At 60.8% G+C, this 18,039-nt stretch carries 14 protein-coding genes; 9 read left to right on the plus strand and 5 right to left on the minus strand.

Going from position 1 to position 18,039, the window contains the following annotated elements; genetic code table 11:
* Positions 1 to 91: 91 nt before the first annotated feature.
* Both OLX23_RS23790 and OLX23_RS23795 read right to left on the minus strand, forming a co-directional pair.
* Complete coding sequence (locus tag OLX23_RS23790; RefSeq protein WP_264447783.1) at positions 92 to 1,003, minus strand: nucleotidyl transferase AbiEii/AbiGii toxin family protein; 912 nt, start codon at positions 1,001 to 1,003, stop codon at positions 92 to 94.
* Positions 1,000 to 1,608: a type IV toxin-antitoxin system AbiEi family antitoxin domain-containing protein gene (locus OLX23_RS23795; protein ID WP_264447785.1), complete on the minus strand. Its 609-nt coding sequence runs from the start codon at positions 1,606 to 1,608 to the stop codon at positions 1,000 to 1,002. Before OLX23_RS23795 ends, OLX23_RS23790 begins: the two co-directional genes overlap by 4 nt.
* Positions 1,609 to 1,691: 83 nt before the next feature.
* Here OLX23_RS23795 and OLX23_RS23800 point away from each other — a divergent pair, with 83 nt between their 5' ends.
* Genes OLX23_RS23800 through OLX23_RS23810 form a run of 3 tightly spaced genes read left to right on the plus strand, consistent with a single transcriptional unit; the run spans position 1,692 to position 4,251 of the window.
* Entirely contained in the window at positions 1,692 to 2,501 is an 810-nt protein-coding gene (locus OLX23_RS23800) for an AbiJ-NTD4 domain-containing protein (RefSeq protein WP_264447786.1), read from the plus strand.
* Positions 2,498 to 3,421, plus strand: coding sequence for a DUF4238 domain-containing protein (locus OLX23_RS23805; RefSeq protein WP_264447787.1), 924 nt, complete (start codon positions 2,498 to 2,500; stop codon positions 3,419 to 3,421). The genes OLX23_RS23800 and OLX23_RS23805 overlap by 4 nt, the downstream gene beginning before the upstream one ends.
* Positions 3,418 to 4,251 (plus strand): hypothetical protein, encoded by an 834-nt coding sequence (locus OLX23_RS23810; RefSeq protein ID WP_264447788.1) that lies wholly within the window; start codon positions 3,418 to 3,420, stop codon positions 4,249 to 4,251. Before OLX23_RS23805 ends, OLX23_RS23810 begins: the two co-directional genes overlap by 4 nt.
* Before the next feature lie 13 nt (positions 4,252 to 4,264).
* Here the strand turns inward: OLX23_RS23810 and OLX23_RS23815 are convergent, their stop codons facing one another.
* Entirely contained in the window at positions 4,265 to 4,804 is a 540-nt protein-coding gene (locus OLX23_RS23815; protein ID WP_264447789.1) for a hypothetical protein, read from the minus strand.
* Positions 4,805 to 4,849: 45 nt separating this feature from the next.
* On the opposite strand from OLX23_RS23815, the gene OLX23_RS23820 reads away from it, so the two are divergent.
* The 3 genes from OLX23_RS23820 (at position 4,850) to OLX23_RS23830 (ending at position 14,237) form a co-directional block, all read left to right on the plus strand.
* A complete protein-coding gene (locus OLX23_RS23820) occupies positions 4,850 to 8,665 on the plus strand; it encodes a hypothetical protein (RefSeq protein ID WP_264447790.1) in 3,816 nt (1,271 codons plus the stop codon).
* A gap of 3 nt (positions 8,666 to 8,668) precedes the next feature.
* Positions 8,669 to 9,559: a DUF4238 domain-containing protein gene (locus tag OLX23_RS23825; RefSeq protein ID WP_264447791.1), complete on the plus strand. Its 891-nt coding sequence runs from the start codon at positions 8,669 to 8,671 to the stop codon at positions 9,557 to 9,559.
* Positions 9,560 to 9,809: 250 nt separating this feature from the next.
* The gene (locus tag OLX23_RS23830) at positions 9,810 to 14,237 is read left to right on the plus strand and encodes an ATP-binding protein (protein ID WP_264447792.1); all 4,428 of its coding nucleotides are present in this window, start codon (positions 9,810 to 9,812) and stop codon (positions 14,235 to 14,237) included.
* Between the two features lie 49 nt (positions 14,238 to 14,286).
* On the opposite strand, the gene OLX23_RS23835 is transcribed toward OLX23_RS23830, so the two are convergent.
* Positions 14,287 to 16,131, minus strand: coding sequence for a hypothetical protein (locus OLX23_RS23835; RefSeq protein WP_264447793.1), 1,845 nt, complete (start codon positions 16,129 to 16,131; stop codon positions 14,287 to 14,289).
* A 160-nt stretch (positions 16,132 to 16,291) separates the two neighbouring features.
* Between OLX23_RS23835 and OLX23_RS23840 the strand changes: the two genes are divergently transcribed.
* Positions 16,292 to 16,498, plus strand: a complete 207-nt coding sequence (locus OLX23_RS23840) for a hypothetical protein (RefSeq protein WP_264447794.1) — start codon at positions 16,292 to 16,294, stop codon at positions 16,496 to 16,498.
* Between the two features lie 25 nt (positions 16,499 to 16,523).
* Here the strand turns inward: OLX23_RS23840 and OLX23_RS23845 are convergent, their stop codons facing one another.
* Positions 16,524 to 17,276 carry an SIMPL domain-containing protein gene (locus tag OLX23_RS23845; RefSeq protein WP_264447795.1) on the minus strand — a complete coding sequence of 251 codons (753 nt, stop codon included), beginning with the start codon at positions 17,274 to 17,276 and terminating at the stop codon, positions 16,524 to 16,526.
* Between the two features lie 296 nt (positions 17,277 to 17,572).
* Between OLX23_RS23845 and tnpA the strand changes: the two genes are divergently transcribed.
* Both tnpA and tnpB read left to right on the plus strand, forming a co-directional pair.
* Positions 17,573 to 17,941, plus strand: coding sequence for an IS66-like element accessory protein TnpA (gene tnpA / locus OLX23_RS23850; RefSeq protein WP_264447796.1), 369 nt, complete (start codon positions 17,573 to 17,575; stop codon positions 17,939 to 17,941).
* Positions 17,938 to 18,039: IS66 family insertion sequence element accessory protein TnpB (tnpB, locus tag OLX23_RS25885; RefSeq protein ID WP_413629935.1), on the plus strand; the 102-nt coding region annotated here is incomplete at its 3' end. The genes tnpA and tnpB, both read left to right, overlap by 4 nt.

Below are 18,039 nucleotides of genomic sequence, written 5' to 3' on the forward strand. Positions count from 1 at the left end.
TTCAGAGCGCGGATGGTGAAGAGTTGCCGTTCCAGCCAGCGGACGCCAAACGTCAGGCGCTTTCGCTCAATGAGCCGGCTGTACTGCGGCGTCAGCGTTCCCAGGGCCCGCCGGGACCCCAGCGCGCAGTGAAAGTCGTGCTTCGAACGATGGCCGTCACCGGCGCCATAACCAAGTGTTCGATTTGGGCTTGCACGTCCGGAAACGGCTCCGGGGCGAGCGCGATCTCCGTTCGCTTCAGGAATGCTGCCCATTGGCCCTGCTTCTCTGCAGCATAGGCCGTCGTGAGCGCGGCGGGCGTCTCTCGTGGCAGAACGGTCTGCCGACGCTCGAAAGTCGCGGCGATGGCGCGCGCCAACGTCGGCCCGTCAAACGCGAAGGTGTTGGCGATGGCCCACAGGTCGTAAAAGTCCTTGAGGCGCGTGTTGATCATATCAAGCGCTACCATCGCCTGGAATTTCTCGGCGACCACGGTCTCGGGCGGGTAAGCGCGCAACTGCGCCCTCGGCTGATCGAGCAGCGAAGGATACTCGATCTCGACCGGCGCCGGCGTCACCGCATCGCCGTACCCTATGTCAACATGCATTGGCAGGCGTGCGCCGGCGAGCTCGGCGAGAAAATCGATGCGCACCCCTGCATATTCGTCCTCAGCTCGCGCGCTCTCGGCTTTCAAGGTCTCGGGCCGAAACACTATGCCGTCGTCCTCGACATCCACGGTGAGGATATCCTGAAATACGGAAATCAGCTTTTCAGGCGCGTTCTCGCCGGCGCCGAGGAGGTCGAGGTCGCCGGTCGCCCGGTAGGGCGCATCCGCCCACAGGCTGAACAACATCGCGCCCTTGAGGATGAAGCGATCGCGATGCGGCGAACGGCCAAGCCGGTACAGGAGCCGCTCGATCACATAGCGTGTCATTAGGAGCTGCGCGTTCTCACGCCGTTCGCGCGCGCGGGACACCAGGCGGTCGCGCACCGAAACCGCAATGTTCTTCAGCGCACGGCTCACGCCATTGCTTCCAGATAGGGACGTATCACCGACTGCACCCGATCGATCTCGGCATAGCGATATATCCGGGCGAGGTCTGGCCGCGGGCGCGTTTTCACGAAGTCGCGCAGCGCCTCGATCGCAACATCGATCCCGATCTTGTTGCGATGCTTGAAGCAGTCGGCGACCGTCTTTGCCGGATCGGTAATACGCACCGACACACCGTCGATGCTGTGTGCTTCGATGCCGGCTGTGAGCGCTTCGCCGCTCGCGCGCACGATCTTGAGCGCGATCGAGGGATTGACCGGCGCCCAATCCTTCTGTCCCAGCAGTATCCAAACCGCGTGAGGCGTCTGCGTGGTCAGCTCATGGAATTGCAGTGCCGAGAGTAGGCAGATGACGCCGCGCGGCTGAATGCGGACAGCTTCCGCGAGGCTCGTGCCGGCATCGGTGGGCGCGTCCGCGAGCTTGTAGAGCCCGCGCCCTACCTGCTGCAGGATGCCTTCATCGCGTAGGCGCTGGATCGTCGCGCGCGTGACCCCGACCGCATCGAAATCGCGGCCGCGTGCGATGCCAAACTGGCGGGCGACTTCGAGCGCTCGTTCCTTGTGACTCGCCGTTTCCATGCTGGTGATATAATTCCTCGGTATTTATAAGCAATGACCAAGGAATTGTATCGCGCATCGCGCTGCTGTGTTAACGCTGCCGCATGACGGGATCAGGTTCCTTTTCCGAACGCCACGGCTTTCAAGGGGGCGACGCCGCGATCACGATTCGTGAGGACGCTCCCGAGGAAGTCCGTGCCGCCGTATTGATGCTAGGATATGCCGCTGGCCTCGGCCCAAGCGCAATGCGTGACCTTGTTTGCGAAGTCCTGTTGAAGCGGCCGGATCAGAACAATTGGTCACCAAGCAATATCGAACGCGAAGTCCATGGACTCATCGACGATGCGCCTTGGTACAAGATCTACGACATCGCCGAGCGCGTTTACGCTGCTATCGGGCGGGACGACTACACCGGCACGCGGCAGGGGGACTATGCTCGGCGCCTGACCCAGCTTTTCCGCGAACTGGGCGTCGGTTGGCAGATGGACGATGGCCGCATTGTCGTTCGCGGGTCAGAAGCCTTTACCCTGGCGACCCGTGATGCGGTCTCGATCATGCAGCAAGCAGGCAAGCCGACGGCGGCAAACGAGGTCCATGAAGCCCTGAAGGACATTTCCCGCCGACCCGCCGCGGATGTCACCGGCGCGATCCAACACGCCATGGCCGCGCTTGAATGCGTCGCGCGGGAAATCGACAATAGCTCGGACACGCTTGGAAAGATCATCGGGCGGTTAGGCGTTCCCGCGCCACTGGACGGCGCGCTGCACCAGCTTTGGGGCTTCGCCTCGCAACAGGGCCGCCATATCCAGGAAGGACGTGACCCCACTTTCGAGGAAGCCGAGCTGGTGGTGACGGTCGCATCGGCTGTCAGCGTCTATCTTCTACGCCGTCATGCGCGCGGTGTAGCAACGTGACATCTTCCAATCCTCCCGCGAAACACCATTACATCCCGGAGTTCTTGCTCGCGCAGTGGGCGGTGAATGAGGGCAAACTCTGGCGTTTCCTCAGCTCAATCCCCGGCAAGATCGTCGAAAAGGCCGTGGCTCCGGCTGAGATCGGATATGAGAAATACCTCTACGAGACGCCGGGTCTACCTCCGGAGCAAGCCCAGCAGATCGAGCAATATTTCATGTCCCCGCTCGATTCCATGGCGGCCGACGCCCACAAGCTCTTGCTTGCGGGCAAGGCCCACAAAATGCCGCAGAAGGAGCGAAGCGCATGGAGTCGCTTCGTTATGTCACTGTGGTTCCGCACGCCGGCAGGGTTGGCCTATTTCAAGGAAGCCATGGGCTTGATCCTCAAAGCCCGCGATGAGCCGCTGAACGCACGATACGACGAGGTAAAGCAGGACGGCTATCCCGATACCTTGGAAGACGTCATTGCCATGCTCGGGCCGGAGTTTTCTGAGCAAATTGCAATGCGGCTGTTCCGCAAGATGAGCGACGACCCGAAGAACGGGCTGCGGCTCAACAACATGCAGTGGTTCGTTCTCGAAGCGGCCGGCCGACCGTTGCTGATCTCCGACGCCGCCCTTCAGCACTCGCAGGCACCGATCTTCTCGCACAATGGCTACATCACGCTTCCGATCGCGCCCGAAAAGCTGTTCGTCGCGGTCAATCAGATCGCTGTAGCCCAGGCGATCGACGCAATTCCGCGTCGCGACCTCGTCGGGCAAGTCAACCGTGCCGTCGTTCGGCGCGCCGCCATTTTCGTCGGCGCGCCCGATCGGTCGCAAGACACCTTCATCCGCGACAATTTCGGAAAGGATGAAAATCACACGCTGATACGCGGCCTGGCCGAGAAGTATCGCATCGATGCGGGCGCGTCCGCATGACCGGCCGCGCCAACCTCATAGACGTGTGGAACGTCGAAACCTTCGACCCGGAGCTGCGCGGCGATCTCGACGCTCACGCCGAGCTATTTCACGATTATTTCGTCACATCGCGGCGACAGTGGCTTGAACGTGAAGCCTCCGATCATACCGGCCCCTGTCCGCGCAATCCTCATGCCGGCGAATTCATCTGGGTAACCGAACACATCATGGGCTTGATGGAGAAACGGACGATCCGAGCCTGGCACTATACGCGCATGACCGACGCCGAGATCGACTCCATCCGCAAAACCGGAATCTACCTCTCGACCCTGAACACCATTCGCGAGCGCTTCGACAGGCAGGTCGCTGTCGGCACATTCGCCCAGGACATCGCCGATCGGCTTTTCGCCGATAGCCCGTTTCAGCACGAGCAACTCGGATCGAGATCCGACAAGTTCTGGATGGTCTCGCATCCCCTCGAGATCGAGGACAGTGGCGTTGAGCTGCTGCTCGAAAGCTGGGGCGGCGAATCCGCCTATTTCTGGCAGCGCGATCCGGCCCTCCAAGCGCTCCTCAAGACGATCGGCCGACCACGAGTGCTGGAAATCGCGATGCCGCTCATCCATTCTCGTCACGCCTACTCGGCGGCGGAATCTGTCGTAGCGACCTATGCGCGGACGCTCGATTGCCGCCCTGACAAGGAGGCGTTCGACCTATATACGCATCAACCTCTGACTGCTGATCATCTGCTCGCCGTCCACAGTGATGGCGAAGCGAGCTTCGCTGCCATGGCGCGCGGCTATCCGGTGGGCTACGTCGATGTCGGCTTTGCTGGCGCCTTCGACGAGTAACGCCATCACGCCACTACAATAGTCCGTGTTTGTCCAGAAACGGCGCGACCGTGTCGGATAAAGGTTTGCCCGGACAGATCATCGAAAAAGCCGTGAGCGCGTGGATGATGGCGCCGTCCGGGTTGAAATCGCTTTCGTCGAGCGTCGCCAGCGGGTCGCGCTGAGCGTGTTTCAGAAAATTGAACGGCCGAATGATATAGCCGATCAGGTTGCGTCGTTCATCGGCGGTCAGGTTTATGGTGAGGTCTCCGGCTTCCTTGACTTCACCCGCCTCGATGCCGCCGATGACCTTGGCGATCAGCGAGTCCATCTCGGCATTGGTCGGCAAGGTGATCGGCTCGCCCTTGATCTTGGCCGATGCGGCGGCGAAGACCCCGAGTTTGAGAACCTTCGCAATATAGTCATCACCGGACTTCTCGATCAGCTCGCGCAACAGGTTCAGTGCCGACGAGGCTACTACGTGGATCGCGAGCGGGTCATCGCCGCGATCTGACATCGCGATGGCGCTGACAATCATCCGTTCCGCTGCAGTCGGTTTGTCGATAGCTAACACGCGGCGATTCCTTTGAGCTTCAACACGCTCTCGCTAAGTAGACATATGTTCGCTGTCGATCCTTCAGAAATCCAACATCTGGATGGGCTGCAATTGGTCCGGTTGCTGCGCGTCTTGCTCTATGCCGAAGCCCGGAAGGCCGATGTTCCGCTGCGAAACGTCGATGTACCCCTTCAAATTACCATCGCGGACGGTGGCCAGGACGCGATCGTCCAATGGCAGGATGGTGAGGAGGCCACCGACTATTTTCCCGGGCGTGACGTCGTATTCCAGTGCAAGGCCACCGATCACGGCGACGCGCAGTGGAAGAAAGAGGTTTGGACGAAAAAGTCGCAGCGCAAGAGAGTCAAAGTTCTGAATGAGGCCGTCGCTGCGGTGCTCGAACGCGGTGGCAGCTACGTCGGCGTAACGGCCACACCGCTCGTTGGCTCCAAAGCTGATGATCGCGCTGCGGCAATCAAAGAAGGCATCCGCGCGGCGGGCGGCGATCCGGCGAAGCTGGCCGCGGTTCAGGTCTATGACGGCAACAAACTTGCCGCATGGGCAAGTTCACACCCCGCTGTCGCTCTGTGGGTGAAGGAGCAAAAAGCCGGCGTCCCGTTCGCGGGCTTCGCAACCCTCGATCAGTGGGGCAAGCGCGCTGACGTAGCGATACCGCCCTTCGTGGGTGACGCATCGCGTGCGTTCTCCTTGGGGGCGAACCGTGCCGACCTCCTCGATTTCACGCAGCTTGCCGGACGCCTCGTCGATCATCTTTCCGCCCCCCGAGCTTGTGCCCGAATCTGGGGCGCATCGGGAATCGGCAAGACCCGTGCCTTGCACCAAGCGCTGAGCACTAGCATGGGGGCCCTTCGTGACCTTGCCGTCGCAAACTTCATCTTCTGTGATTTCCGAGACGTTTCGACGCGCATTTGGGACGTGGCCAACCAGATCAAGAACGAAGGCTCTCCGGCCGTTCTCGTTGTCGATGCCTGCTCATGGGAAGACTCACGGCGGCTCTTTGAACTTGCCCGCGCAGAAGGCAGCCAGCTTCGTGTGATCACCCTCGGCGCCGAGGGACGCGATCAGATTGCCGATTGTCTCTCGATCCGACCCCAGCCTGCCGATCTCGAAACGATCAAGGGCATCCTCGCAAACGGTCTTCCGAAGGCCGCGGCGGATGAGATCGACTATATCGCACAGCTTTGCGACGGCTTTCCTCGGATCGCAGTGCTGGTCGCCGGAAGCTACAGCAAACAAGGCATTCTGAAATCGGCCGACGACGTCGCTCAGCAGATCATTCAATCCGCAGGTCTCGATCGCGACACGGTTCGAGCATTGGAATGCCTGTCGCTGTTTGAGCGGCTGTCGCCTGATGCCGATCCGAAAGCGTTCGATAGTCTTGCTGAAACGCTGGCGCATATGACCGGCGGGCTGATGTTTGAGCGTCTGGTCATGGCCTCGGAACAGCACCTGGTTGGCCGCAACAATGACCAGATGAACGCTCGGCCACGGCCGATCGCGGACTACCTCGCGATGCGCCGCTTGAGCTATTTGCGCCCTTCGACCGTTATCGACTTCCTGTTCGATGCCGCGCCAACTCATCGCCATGCGATGCTCTCACGCTGGCGCTATCTGGCGCGCTCGTTGACCTTGATCGAAGTCGTTCGATTGATTCTGCGCGGACCGTTCGCGGATGCAAAGGTCCTGCTCGGAGACGAAGCCGCGCCGTTCCTGCCATCGCTCGTGCATGTCGATCCGGACGCGACGGGAACGGCTCTATATTGGTCCATCATGCAAATGCCGCTCGACGAGCTGGCACACATTCCTGCAACCAGCGATCTTCTCGATGCCCTGCGCCTACTTGCGTCCCGCCAGTCGAGCTTCAAGCCCGCCGCGCAGATGGTACTGCGCCTCGCGGCCGTTGCCGACACTGAGGGTTCGCCACCAATTCTCGATCTGTTGCGCCAACTTTTTCAAGTTGCGCTTGCCGGAACGGAGGCCGACGATCGGCGTCGGCGCGAAGCACTTACCGATGCGCTGGATGACGACGACCCGAGAATTCGACGTGCTTGTGTCGAGGCGCTCGGGGCGATGCTCCAGACCTATATCTCCCGCTCCGCCGATTTCGAACAGGTTGGAGCGGAACCCTATCGCGCAGAATGGACACCGGCCGACCAAGAGACAATCTTCAGCTATTTTCGTTGGGCGCTTGAGCGATTGCTCGAAGTTTGGCGGGCGTCTCCGGACCAGCGCGAGCGCATCGAAAAGCACGTTGCCGACGACCTTCGCAACCTGCTTGCGCCCGAACTGCTGCCGACAATCGAAACATTTGCAGTTGAGGTCGTAGCTGCCAAAGGCCACTGGTTCGAGGCCACCAAGAGTGTCGGTGATTGGCTCTATTTCGACCGCCCCGATCCGCCGACCGATTTCGCCAAGGCCGTCCGTGTGCTCTACGACGCGACGTTGCCGATCGATCCCGTCGAACAAGTCCTCTTGTATAGCCGCTTTTGGACCGCGGACATTCACGATCCCGACACGCGCTATGCTGAAACCGTCCACGAACTGGATTTCGAATACTCAAGCCGGCGCGCGAAAGCCCTGGCCCCTGCTATCGCCGGGGACGCTGTCCAACTGGCTCGGGTCATCGTTGCAATGTCGAGCGAGGAACTCAACGGCCCCGGCGCTTTCGCGGAAGCGCTCGCCGCGCATGTGGCCGATCCGCTCGACGCGATGACGCAGGCGGTTACGGCGCTCGACGCCAACGGCACCCGCGCCGGAGCCGGATTTGTGCGCGCTCTCCTTGCGGCGCTCGATCGACGCCTTACTAACGATCCCGTTCAGACCGAAAGATTGGAAGCGATCGCAAACGGGTCGACCGTCCTCGCCGCAAGCCCAATGAACATTTACACGGCTCTGCGCGTGACCGACGAGCGATTGGCACGCCTTTCGGCGCAAGTCCGTGCGGGCGAGATCGCCGTGGCCCATGTCGTGCCGATTTCCTATGGCAGGGGTCTTGCCGACGTCTCGACGGATGCGCTGACAGACCTCATTGAGGCGCTGGTCGACCAGGTGGATGAGGGCGGCGCATGGGCCGCCCTCGAAATCCTGTCGATGGTGACCCATGAGCAGAAACGGCTCGCACCTGAAATCGCCAATCTTACGAAGATCGTCATCCTGTCGCCGGCGATCACGAACGAGATCGACGGACATTTGGGCAACGCCGATTACAATCATGACCGCATGATCAAATTGCTCAGCGCGTCGGGTTTCATCGACGGCAACTTTGCCCGCAGCTTCGCACTTCAAATCGAAAATGCGTGCCAGTCTGTGGGTGGAAAGCAGGGACGCCCGTCCGATGCCCTGCGCAACGCTTTGGCGATCGTCGTCAAGCACGCGCCCGAGGAAGTTTGGGCTGTCCTTGCCGGGTTCTACGAGATCGGCTCGCGGGTAGAACGTAAGCGGCTCGATTTGATCATCGCGCCGACCAAGCCCTTTGCTTCGAATGCATCGCGAGTGGGCGCCGGGCCGCTGTTCGATACCCCCATTAATGTGATGCTCGATTGGGTCGCGCAGGAGCCCGACGGACGTATCGCTTTTCTCGTCAGCTTCTTTCCGATTCTCACTCAGGTTGAGGATGACTGGACTTGGCACCCGGCATTGCAGCAGCTCGCAGACAGCTATGGCGGTTCCAAGCAATTCCGTTCCGCACTTCGGTCCCGCATTTTTCCGAACTCGTGGAGTGGCTCACTCAATCCGCATTTGGCCGGATTTAGGGCGCCTCTCGCCGCATGGGCCGGCGAATCGAAGTTAGGCGACTGGGCCAGCGCGACACTGGAAGCAATCGACCATTCGCTTCAGAACGAGTTCCATCGGGAGTGAAGCGTGGCCGCGAATGAACCTAAGAAGCACCATTACGTGCCGCAATTCTATATGCGCCGGTTCGCCTGCGCCGATGATGAGAACAAGGTCATGGTGCTTGAGCGTCATCGCGAGGTGGTGGTCGCCGATCGCAAGTCGATCGAGAATATCGGCTATGAAGATCACCTCCACGACTATGATGACAACGGCGCGCCAGCGTCGATCGAGAAGGCGCTGAACCGCGTGATCGAGACGCCATTTTCGGAGAGTCCGACCTGGCGCAAGATCAGCAGCGGCAACTGCGCGGCCCTCGACGGGTCCGATCGGCTCCCGCTCTATGGCTTCGCGCGACATCTCCAGCTCCGCAATCACGAAATGCTGCGCTTCATCGAGGCGCAGCACGCGCGCTTCCTAGCCGGAGAGTTGGAGGAAGAACTCACTGACGAAGAGCGCGAGATGCACGAATGGATCGCCGCCGACCCCGCCGGCGCGCATGAGCTGTTCCGCACCGGAGCGATGCAGACGATGCTCCCGCCTGACTCTGCCGAGATCAGCGTCACCATTTGCCAAGCGCCGATCGCCTTCCGGTCGTCGACGAACCCGGCGGTTCGTCTCTCGCATCCCGGGCGCAATTCGGTTTTCGGAGCGACATTCAATTCGCTGCGAACCTGGTGGCTTACTCTCGACCGGCATTGGGGCGCGTTCATCATGGCCGGCGGCCCGCCCGGTTTCGGCATCGAAACGGTCCCGCCGGATTTCGCGCGCGTCGTCAATCGCCAGTATCTCGTGCAGTTTCTGGAAGGCAACGCGCGCTACATGCTGGCTGACGATGCTTTCCTTGGCGAAGACCTCGAATGGGCGGGATTCTGCTTCGCGCAGCGGACCACGAGAGGCTTCCGCTATCGAAAATCTTAGGCTGAAGTGACTGCCCAAGTGAGCACTTGCGTGAGATCGAATAACTCGAGACGGATATAGTCTCATTCGGGCCTGCTTGTTCTACTCCTGCCACCGATCCATATCGCGCGTGCCGCCACCTCCCAGAATCAGAGCGACCATGCCGTCTCCCACGATCAATCTTCGGACTATTCGACCACATCACGGGAGCCAGCATAGCGGTTTCGAGGAGCTGGTTTGTCAACTCGCTGCGCTGGAGACCGCTCCAGGCGTGCCATTCCACCGCAAAGGAGCGGGCGCTGATGCCGGGCTCGAATGCTACCGCGTGGAATCTGACGGGTCGGAGACGGGCTGGCAGGCCAAATATTTCTTCGAGTTCGGCAGCAACGAAGCTTCGCAGCTGACCAAATCCTTGAATCAAGCAGTCGCACGCCATCCCCAACTTGGGCGCTTCATTGTTAGCCTGCCCTTCAATCTTTCGGACGGCCGCGTCGGCAATCGCATTTCTGAACGGGACCGCTGGAACCGCTGGGTGCAAGCGCGCACCAAGGCAGTTGCCCCACGTATAATTGTGATCGAGCTATGGGACGAGACTCAACTCATCGAAAGACTATCCCGGACTGAACCGCGCTATGCCGGACGGCGGCACTACTGGTTCGATCTGCTGCATTTCACGCCAGACTGGTTTCAAACGCGCTTCACGATCACTCGCCAGGCGCTCGGCACGCGCTACACGCCCGAACTCAACATCGAGCTCCCAATCCGTCGTGGTCTTCTCGCGATCGCGCGAGACCCGGGCTTCATAGAAGACTTGACCCGCCTCGCCGACGATATCGATGAGGCGAGGCATCGCGCGACCGACAGCATCGCGAGATTGCTTGCCGGAGGCGCCGCAGCCGCCCCCGCCGCGGATCTTGATACTCGGTTTCGAAAGATCAGCGGGTTAATTCGGAACGCGTCGATTGGCCCAGCCGATCCTGTGCCCTTCGATCCGTGGATAGAGGCTCTCGATGCGGCGAGCAGCACCTTGGGCACTTGCTCGGCGGCGATCTGGGATCTGCGCACGCAGCAAGGTGGTGATCGCGACGAGGTGCGGCGTGTGCAATTTCACGTCGAGCAGCTTCATGAAGTGATCCAGAAGGTATCCGACGGAATCACGCGGCCAGTCAGCCGGTTGGCAAACGAACATCGGTTGCTTGTGACGGGCGAGGCCGGAACCGGCAAATCGCATCTGCTTGCCGATGTGGCGAGCCATCACATCGGCCAAGGTTTTCCTGCGGTCTTGGTTCTGGGTGGCAGCTTCGTCGACGGCGAGCCCTGGCGGCAGGTTGCCGATCAGCTCGGCCTGACCCATACGACGCCCGATGAACTGCTCGGCGCGCTCGACGCCGCTGGCGAGGCAGCGGGCACGCGCGCGCTTGTCATGATCGATGCGATCAATGAACGCGGAGGAATTGCGTTATGGGCGAACCGCCTAGCAGCGTTCCTCGCGACGGCTGACCGTTTCTCGCATGTGGCGGTGATCCTTTCCTGTCGCACGACCTTTCTACCTTATATCGTCCGCGAGATCGACGAGAAGGCGCTGCCTCGCATCGCCCATCCCGGCTTCGCCGGTCAGGCCGCGCAGGCGGCCCAGCGTTATCTCGATGCCCGCGGTATTGTGCGCATGGCAGCGCCCAACTTCTCCCCCGAGTTCGAAAACCCCCTGTTCCTGCGCACCTGCTGCGACGCGCTTGAGCGCCGCGGCGAGCAGGAACTGCCACGAGGGATCGCCGGTGTATCGGGCGTGTTCGACTTCTATTTTGGAGCCGTCGCGGATGCGATCACGGCACGTATGGGCCTGTACCCGCGTCTCCGCATCGTCGAGAAGGCCCTGGAGAGGCTCACCCAAGCGATGGTCGAGGCGCGCAGCGGCTATTTGCCAATGGCCGAGGTCCATGCACTACTCGAAGAGCTGCACCCTTCACAGAACCAGACCGAGCAGAGCCTATTCTTCCAGCTGGAGAATGAGGGCGTCCTAACCGTCGAGCCGGTTGTCGACGGATCGACGATGGTGGAGCTGGTCCGCTTCACATTCGAGCGCTTGAGCGACCATCGCATCGCGCAGGCGCTGCTGGACACGGCGGTGACCGGTAGCGATCCGGCACCCGCCTTCGCTTCGGGTGGGGCACTACGTGAGTACGTAGTCGGATCTACTAGGCATCGCTTCGCCGGCATCGCCGAAGCCTTCGCCGTGCAGTTGCCTGAGCGGTTTGGCACCGAGCTTCTCGATCTTATCGACGATGATACCGCGATCTATGATCTCCTGCCCGGTTTCCGGACCAGCCTGTTGTGGCGACGCCAGGATGCTTTTCGCGAACGCACGCTGGAACTGCTCGATGAACACGCCGACTATCTGGATGGGGATCCCTGGCTAGACACGCTGATCGCGATTGCAACCGAACCCGGCAATGCCTTCAATGCGGACTATCTCGACAATTGGTTGCGCCCGATGTCGATGCCGGAGCGCGACGAACAGTGGTCAGTGCGTGCGACCTATCTCGCGGCCAATGATGGCAATGCGATCGATACGCTGATCCAGTGGGTGCAGGCCAATGGCCTCAATCCTATCGAACCCGAGCGTGCCAGGCTGGCCGCGATCACGCTCGCTTGGCTCACCAGTCTCAGTCACCGGATTGTCCGCGACATGGCAACCAAGGCGCTGGCGGCGCTGCTGGTGAATCGGCGTGAGCTAGGCGCTTATCTCATCGACCGATTTGCCGTTCTCAACGATGCCTATGTTGTCGATCGTGTCTTGGCAGCCGTCTATGGCGGGACAACGCGTAGCGGCAGCAACGACGGGCTCGGAGCATTGGCCGAAGCCGCCTATTTGGCAGTGTTCGCGAATGATCCCATTCCGGCTCATGCTCTGATCCGCGACCATTCGCGAGGTATCATCGAATTGGCAGCGTACCGCGGTGTCCTACCGACGAACGTATCGCTCGATCGGGCGAGTCCACCATATCCGGAAGGGCCACCGTTGGAAGCGGTCAGTGACGAGGTGCTGGCCGGCTTCGTTCAGGACTATTCGGGATCGTTCCTGCGCGATGACATTATGAGTTCGGCGTTCGAGGACGGGGACTTCGCGCGCTATGAGATCGATCCGCTCGCGCATCGTTTCCTCAAACTGCCGCGCGATGAGGTCGAGCGTTCGGACGAGGCTCGCTACGACGAATGGCATGTCCGGACTATCGCTGGGTGTCGTGACCGCGAGTCAGCGCTGGCGCGTCTGATAGATGTTTCCGGGCGATTGAGCGCCATGCCGCACGATTTCAACCAATGGCTCGATGATATCGAGGATGCTCCGGACGACCGTGATGGAGGACCGACAAGAAAGGAGGTTCGAGCCGAACGCGATGCAGCTGCGGCTGATTTCCGGTCGATACTCAGCGAGGCTGAATGCGAGGACTATGAGGTCTATGCTGAGAGCTGGGTCGATGAAGGAATGTGGGATGCTGAGGCATCGCTACGGCATCCGGAATTCAGCGGCGAGACCGCGCGGCGTTGGGTCGCTTGGCGGGCGCATGACCTGGGATGGACACCCGAACGCTTCGCGCAATTTGAACGCAATATGCCGAGCCAGGGGCGTATGGAGCACAGCATCGAACGAATCGGAAAGAAATATCAATGGATTGCCTATCATGAGCTGACGGGAAGGCTCTCCGATCTCGTCGCGGTCGATGGCGGCTTCAGCGACCAGCCCCAGCCGTATTGCGGTCCCTGGCAAGTCGATACCCGTGAGATGGACCCCACGATTTTACTCACGCGTACAAAGGAGCGGGATTCGAGCCGGCAACCAGCGACTTGGTGGTCACCGCATGCGCCTCGTTGGCGCGAGGACCCGCCCCACGCCAGGATTGCCTGGATGCAAGACGAGAGCCGCGACATACCCGACGTTCTCAAGCAGTTGGACGTGACCGATCCCGATGGCCGACGCTGGCTGGTCCTCGATATGGGTGCGACCCGCAATCAATCGGTGGTCGACAACGGCGAGTCCGTGTTCCTTCGTATGACCTGGCACAAGGTCCATTCGCTTCTCGTCGCGAGAGGTGATGCCGATCGCCTTGTCGGGCTCCTGACCCGCTCGGAGCGCGATCGCGACCATCCGCCCGAAATCGATCTGCCTTGGCGTGCTTACCTTGGCGAATATCCTTGGCATCCGTCCTATGACGGTCTGCACGGTGACTGGGAATTAGGCAGGCCAAAGATCGAAGTTTTCGGCACTATGGCCAATCGCTATGTGGAGCGATCCGGACATAATTATTCGATCGAGGAATCGTTCAACCTCTCGATCCCAGCGCCGCGGCTGGTCCGCGGCCTCGACCTCCGTCTCGCGGAAGGTCGCTCGCTCTCCTTTTGTGACGCGCGGGGCATCATCCAATTCAAAGATCCGTCCGCCGAAGCCGCTGGCCATAGCGCGGCCCTCGTCGACCGCGCTGCTTTGGCCGCATTTCTTAAGCGCGACGGTTTGGAGTTGGTCTGGATATTCCTCGGCGAGAAGAGTGCGCATGGTGGTCGTCCTCACCACAGCGGTTGGGGTGGTCAGCTCGACTATTGGGGCATCTACCGTTTCAATGGCGAAGAGATTACCGGCCAGCTACAATTTGAGCGGAAGGACCCGGATAGCCGACAGCTCGCCGATTTTCTATCGCATCGCTAAAGCGATGCCAAATGATCCCTCGCGCATGTGCCACCAACGGACCTAGCGGCTACCGGCGCTTCGGCAATTTCGCGAGGATCGCGCTCAGCGCCGCGGGACTGTCACATGTCGCGCGCCAAGCCTTGAGGAACAGATCAGCTCTTTGCGGATCGGAGATTACGGCCCGAACCTTGATGTCCAACTGTCGCTGATAATCTTCGACCGCCTCGGCCGCAGCTTGCCTTGCCTTGCGGCGTCGCATCGCTTGTCCGAGTTGGCGCTCTGCGATCTGGAGCTGAGCGTCATTTTCGCCGGCCCATTCCAGAATTGTCTTCGAGGCATCTGGTGACGGACTGCGAAGCCATTCGGCTGCTTCGTCGCTCAGATCTTGTCGAGCGTCCCTCTCTAGCGAAACCCTTCTTGCGTCAGCGACATCGGCCAATTCCTTCAGCCGTTTTGCTTCTCGCTGCTCCTGCTCTCTCAACCTTGTTTCGCGCAACGCCTGCAAGGACAGCCCGCACAAATCGTCAACGACATAAGATTCATAGCGAGCGTTAGCCATTCGCCGCAGGTTATCGATCCGTTGCAAGAGCGTCTCGTAAGACTCACCGCCCTGTCTGGCGACGCTTTCCGGACTTTGCCCGCTCACATTATATTTGCGCATCCAACGCTCGGTCACGGCCTCAGCTTGGGGAGCATTGGCCGCCTCAAGTATCTGCCGAAGTTTCCAGCGCAATTCATGACGGCGATGAAGATAGCCGTGCAGCTCACCCTCGATGAAAAAGGCTTGTTCATCCCGATCCCAGAAAACGATGCCGCCAGCGGTCGACAGATCAAATAGATAGTCGCGGATCGCCGTATCCGGTGTGCCGTAGCTGGACGTGCTATATCCCGCCGCTTCGAGGGCCTTGTTGCGGTAATAGCTCAGGTCTGTACGGACCATCCAGTCCGGAAGCCGGCTGGCAAGGGACTGTTCCTGCGGCCATTGCCCCTTAATCTCGAGCCGCGATCCCGGTGAATACTGGATCGACGGTGCGACAACGCAAACCGCCAAAATCTCGGCTTGCCAGATGCGCGGCGCGACACGGAACCAGTGCGCGCAATCCACCCTGCGATCTAGCAAATCGCCCAGCCCGGCGTCCGCGACGGCCGCCATCGTGTCATCATACCAGTCCTGTGGAGGCTGGACCCAATTCTCCTTTTCGATGTGATACCGCAGACGGCGTCCGCGCTCAGCACTCCGCGCATCGACCTGTGCTTGAAGCCTTAGCCGCCCTTCCGCCAAATCGGGATGATGAACCCACTCGCGCGTGGCGCCGTGGAGGATCGACTCGTCCAAATCATCGGCATCGACTTGGCCTGACCGAAGGGCATTGAGATCGACCTCGATCATAGGCAGGTCGGTCTCCGCGACCCGAAGCCGCTTTTCCTCGCTGACGGCATTCGACACCTTGAATTCGATCGCGAACGACCGCTCGCCGATACGGACGATGGCGTCGGGCCGGAAATTTGTCCGATCTTCTTCTATAGAGACGGCATCGAGCACGAAACGCCCTCCCTCATAGACCCTTTCTTGCATGCCCGCCTGATGAAGGATCAGCGGGGTGAATGTGAATTCCCGGGCGCTCGCCAGCAACTCCTTGGCATAGCGATGAAGAACAGTTTCGCCGCTGCACCGGGTATCCGAACGGTGCGCGAAATGGTTACGCGCGCGTCGCGGTTCTCGACGGATGAGTTCTTCATCGCAGCCCAGACAGATGAACGGAGCCAACGAGCGGTCGATGATACGATCGACATGTCGTGTTATCCCATCGCGACATCGGGCGAAGGGCACCTTGAGCCCGGAGCGCGCCTGCCAGGTGGAAGGACAGGGTGCGCGCATACCGCGTGACGCCGGTTCGCCAGCTAGAGACATGCTGCCTTCATAGCCGAAGCGAAATCGCGGCTCTACGAACAAAACAGGAAATGTCTGTGGATGCCCTGGGCTATGGTCGGCACAGCTCTCAATAAGGGCAGTCTGGTCCGGGCGCCGCGACACCCTCCTGGCTGACGACACCGTCCGCGATTTCTCGCCCGTGTCGTTTCAGTTCCACCACCAGCAGCATGTCGTTGCGGGTCACGCTCACGGAACCGATCTGCTCCAGACGGTCGATCAGATGCAGCCACTGACCCTGGCGCGCGAATTCCTGCGCTACGCCTTGTTCAACAAGGGCCTGATGACGATCGTGCCGGTCGAGGCCATGGCTGCGCATTGCAACGTGGGAAACTTTGAACCCGAGTAAGGGAAAAAGCGAAAGTAGAAGATGGTCAGGGCTGGATCGCGTAGACCACCTGCACCTTCACCTGCGTTTCTATCGCGCGGGGCTTCAAGCCGACAGCGACTGGCGGCGGGGGTGGTGGAGGCGGCGGCGCGCTGGCACGCGCCGTAGTAACGATCTCGTCATAAGGGCCAGGGCCGTTGAAGCTGAGATTGGAAACGCTGAGGATGCTGCCAAGCCTGATGCCAGAGGCACGCGCGATGGCTTCCGCCTGGAGCTTGGCCTCTGCGAGCGCCTCCGCGATCCCACGTCGGCGGATCTCCTTGTCCTCCGCGAGGAAGAAGCGTTCGATGCGGGGATTTGTGGCGCCGAGACGACCTGCAAGCGAAACCATCGTCCCAGCCTCGTTCACCGCAGTCGTGCGAACCTCCATCTGGAGGTCGGCGGTATACCCCACGATTGCGCACTCTCCGGTCGATAGCTGCGGATTGCCGTAGATGTTTCGATTGCAGTCGCGGCCGCGGACCTCCGCAATCGCGACCTGCGCGGCACGTATGTCAGGACCCGCGGAAATCCCTGCCAGACCCTTCTCGATCGCGTCACGTCTTGTCACCATCGCACGCACCGCCTCATCACTGGTCGCGCCTTCGCCATGAACGGAGAAGCTGACGACGGCCCGGTCGGGCGGACTGGGAATCGTCGCGGCACTGGTGACCACGATCCGCGGACGCGGATCCTCGCCGGTTTGCGCGATCGCTGCGCATGACACAAACATCGGGAGGAGAGCAGCAAAGCGACGCACCTAGTATCTCCAATCACTGCATGCCTGCGTGCAAACCGCACAGGTAGGATCAACTGGCTTGCGTCTGCGCGTTGACAATTTTTGCGAATCACTCGCAAGAGCGACTGATAACTTACAGGCCGGGATTGTCAAAAAGCTGGCGCTCACCGCTTTACGGCATTGAGACGTTCTGATTTCTCCCATCACCTTCCTGCCTGCCACCGGCCAAGACGTACCCATCCGGCGGGTCCCGCCTTGTCGATGAGCTGAGGGACCGGTCTTAAGTGCGCTCGTAAGAGTGCGCTTTGGAGCGGTCGATGGGTCAGATCACAGTGTTTTCCGGGCCGGAGCGCCGCCGCCGGTGGAGCGACGAGGAACGGCTGGAGATCCTCAACCAGGCGTTTGCTCCGGGTGCCTGCGTCGCTGAGGTCTGCCGGCGGTACGATATCTCGTCAGCGCTGATCTACACTTGGCGACGGAAGCTGCGCGATGCTCATGCCGAGCCTGAACCGGACGATTTGGCGGCTCCCGGTTTCGCCGCGGCGGTGATGATCGAGGACGTGGAAGTAGCTCGCCCTGATCTGCAGCCCGCGATCGTCATCGATCTGGCGCGCGGCAAGCGGATCAGCATCTTTGCCTCCGCATCACCAGCGCTGGTGGCCTCGGCGTTGAAGGCGCTTCGATGATCCCTGCCGGCGCCCGCGTGTGGATCGCGATGGGCCACACGGATATGAGGAAGGGGATGCAGGGACTGGCCTTGCTGGTCCAGCAGGGCCTCAAGCGC

The organism is Novosphingobium sp. JCM 18896 (genome assembly GCF_025938095.1).
GTDB lineage: Bacteria > Pseudomonadota > Alphaproteobacteria > Sphingomonadales > Sphingomonadaceae > Novosphingobium.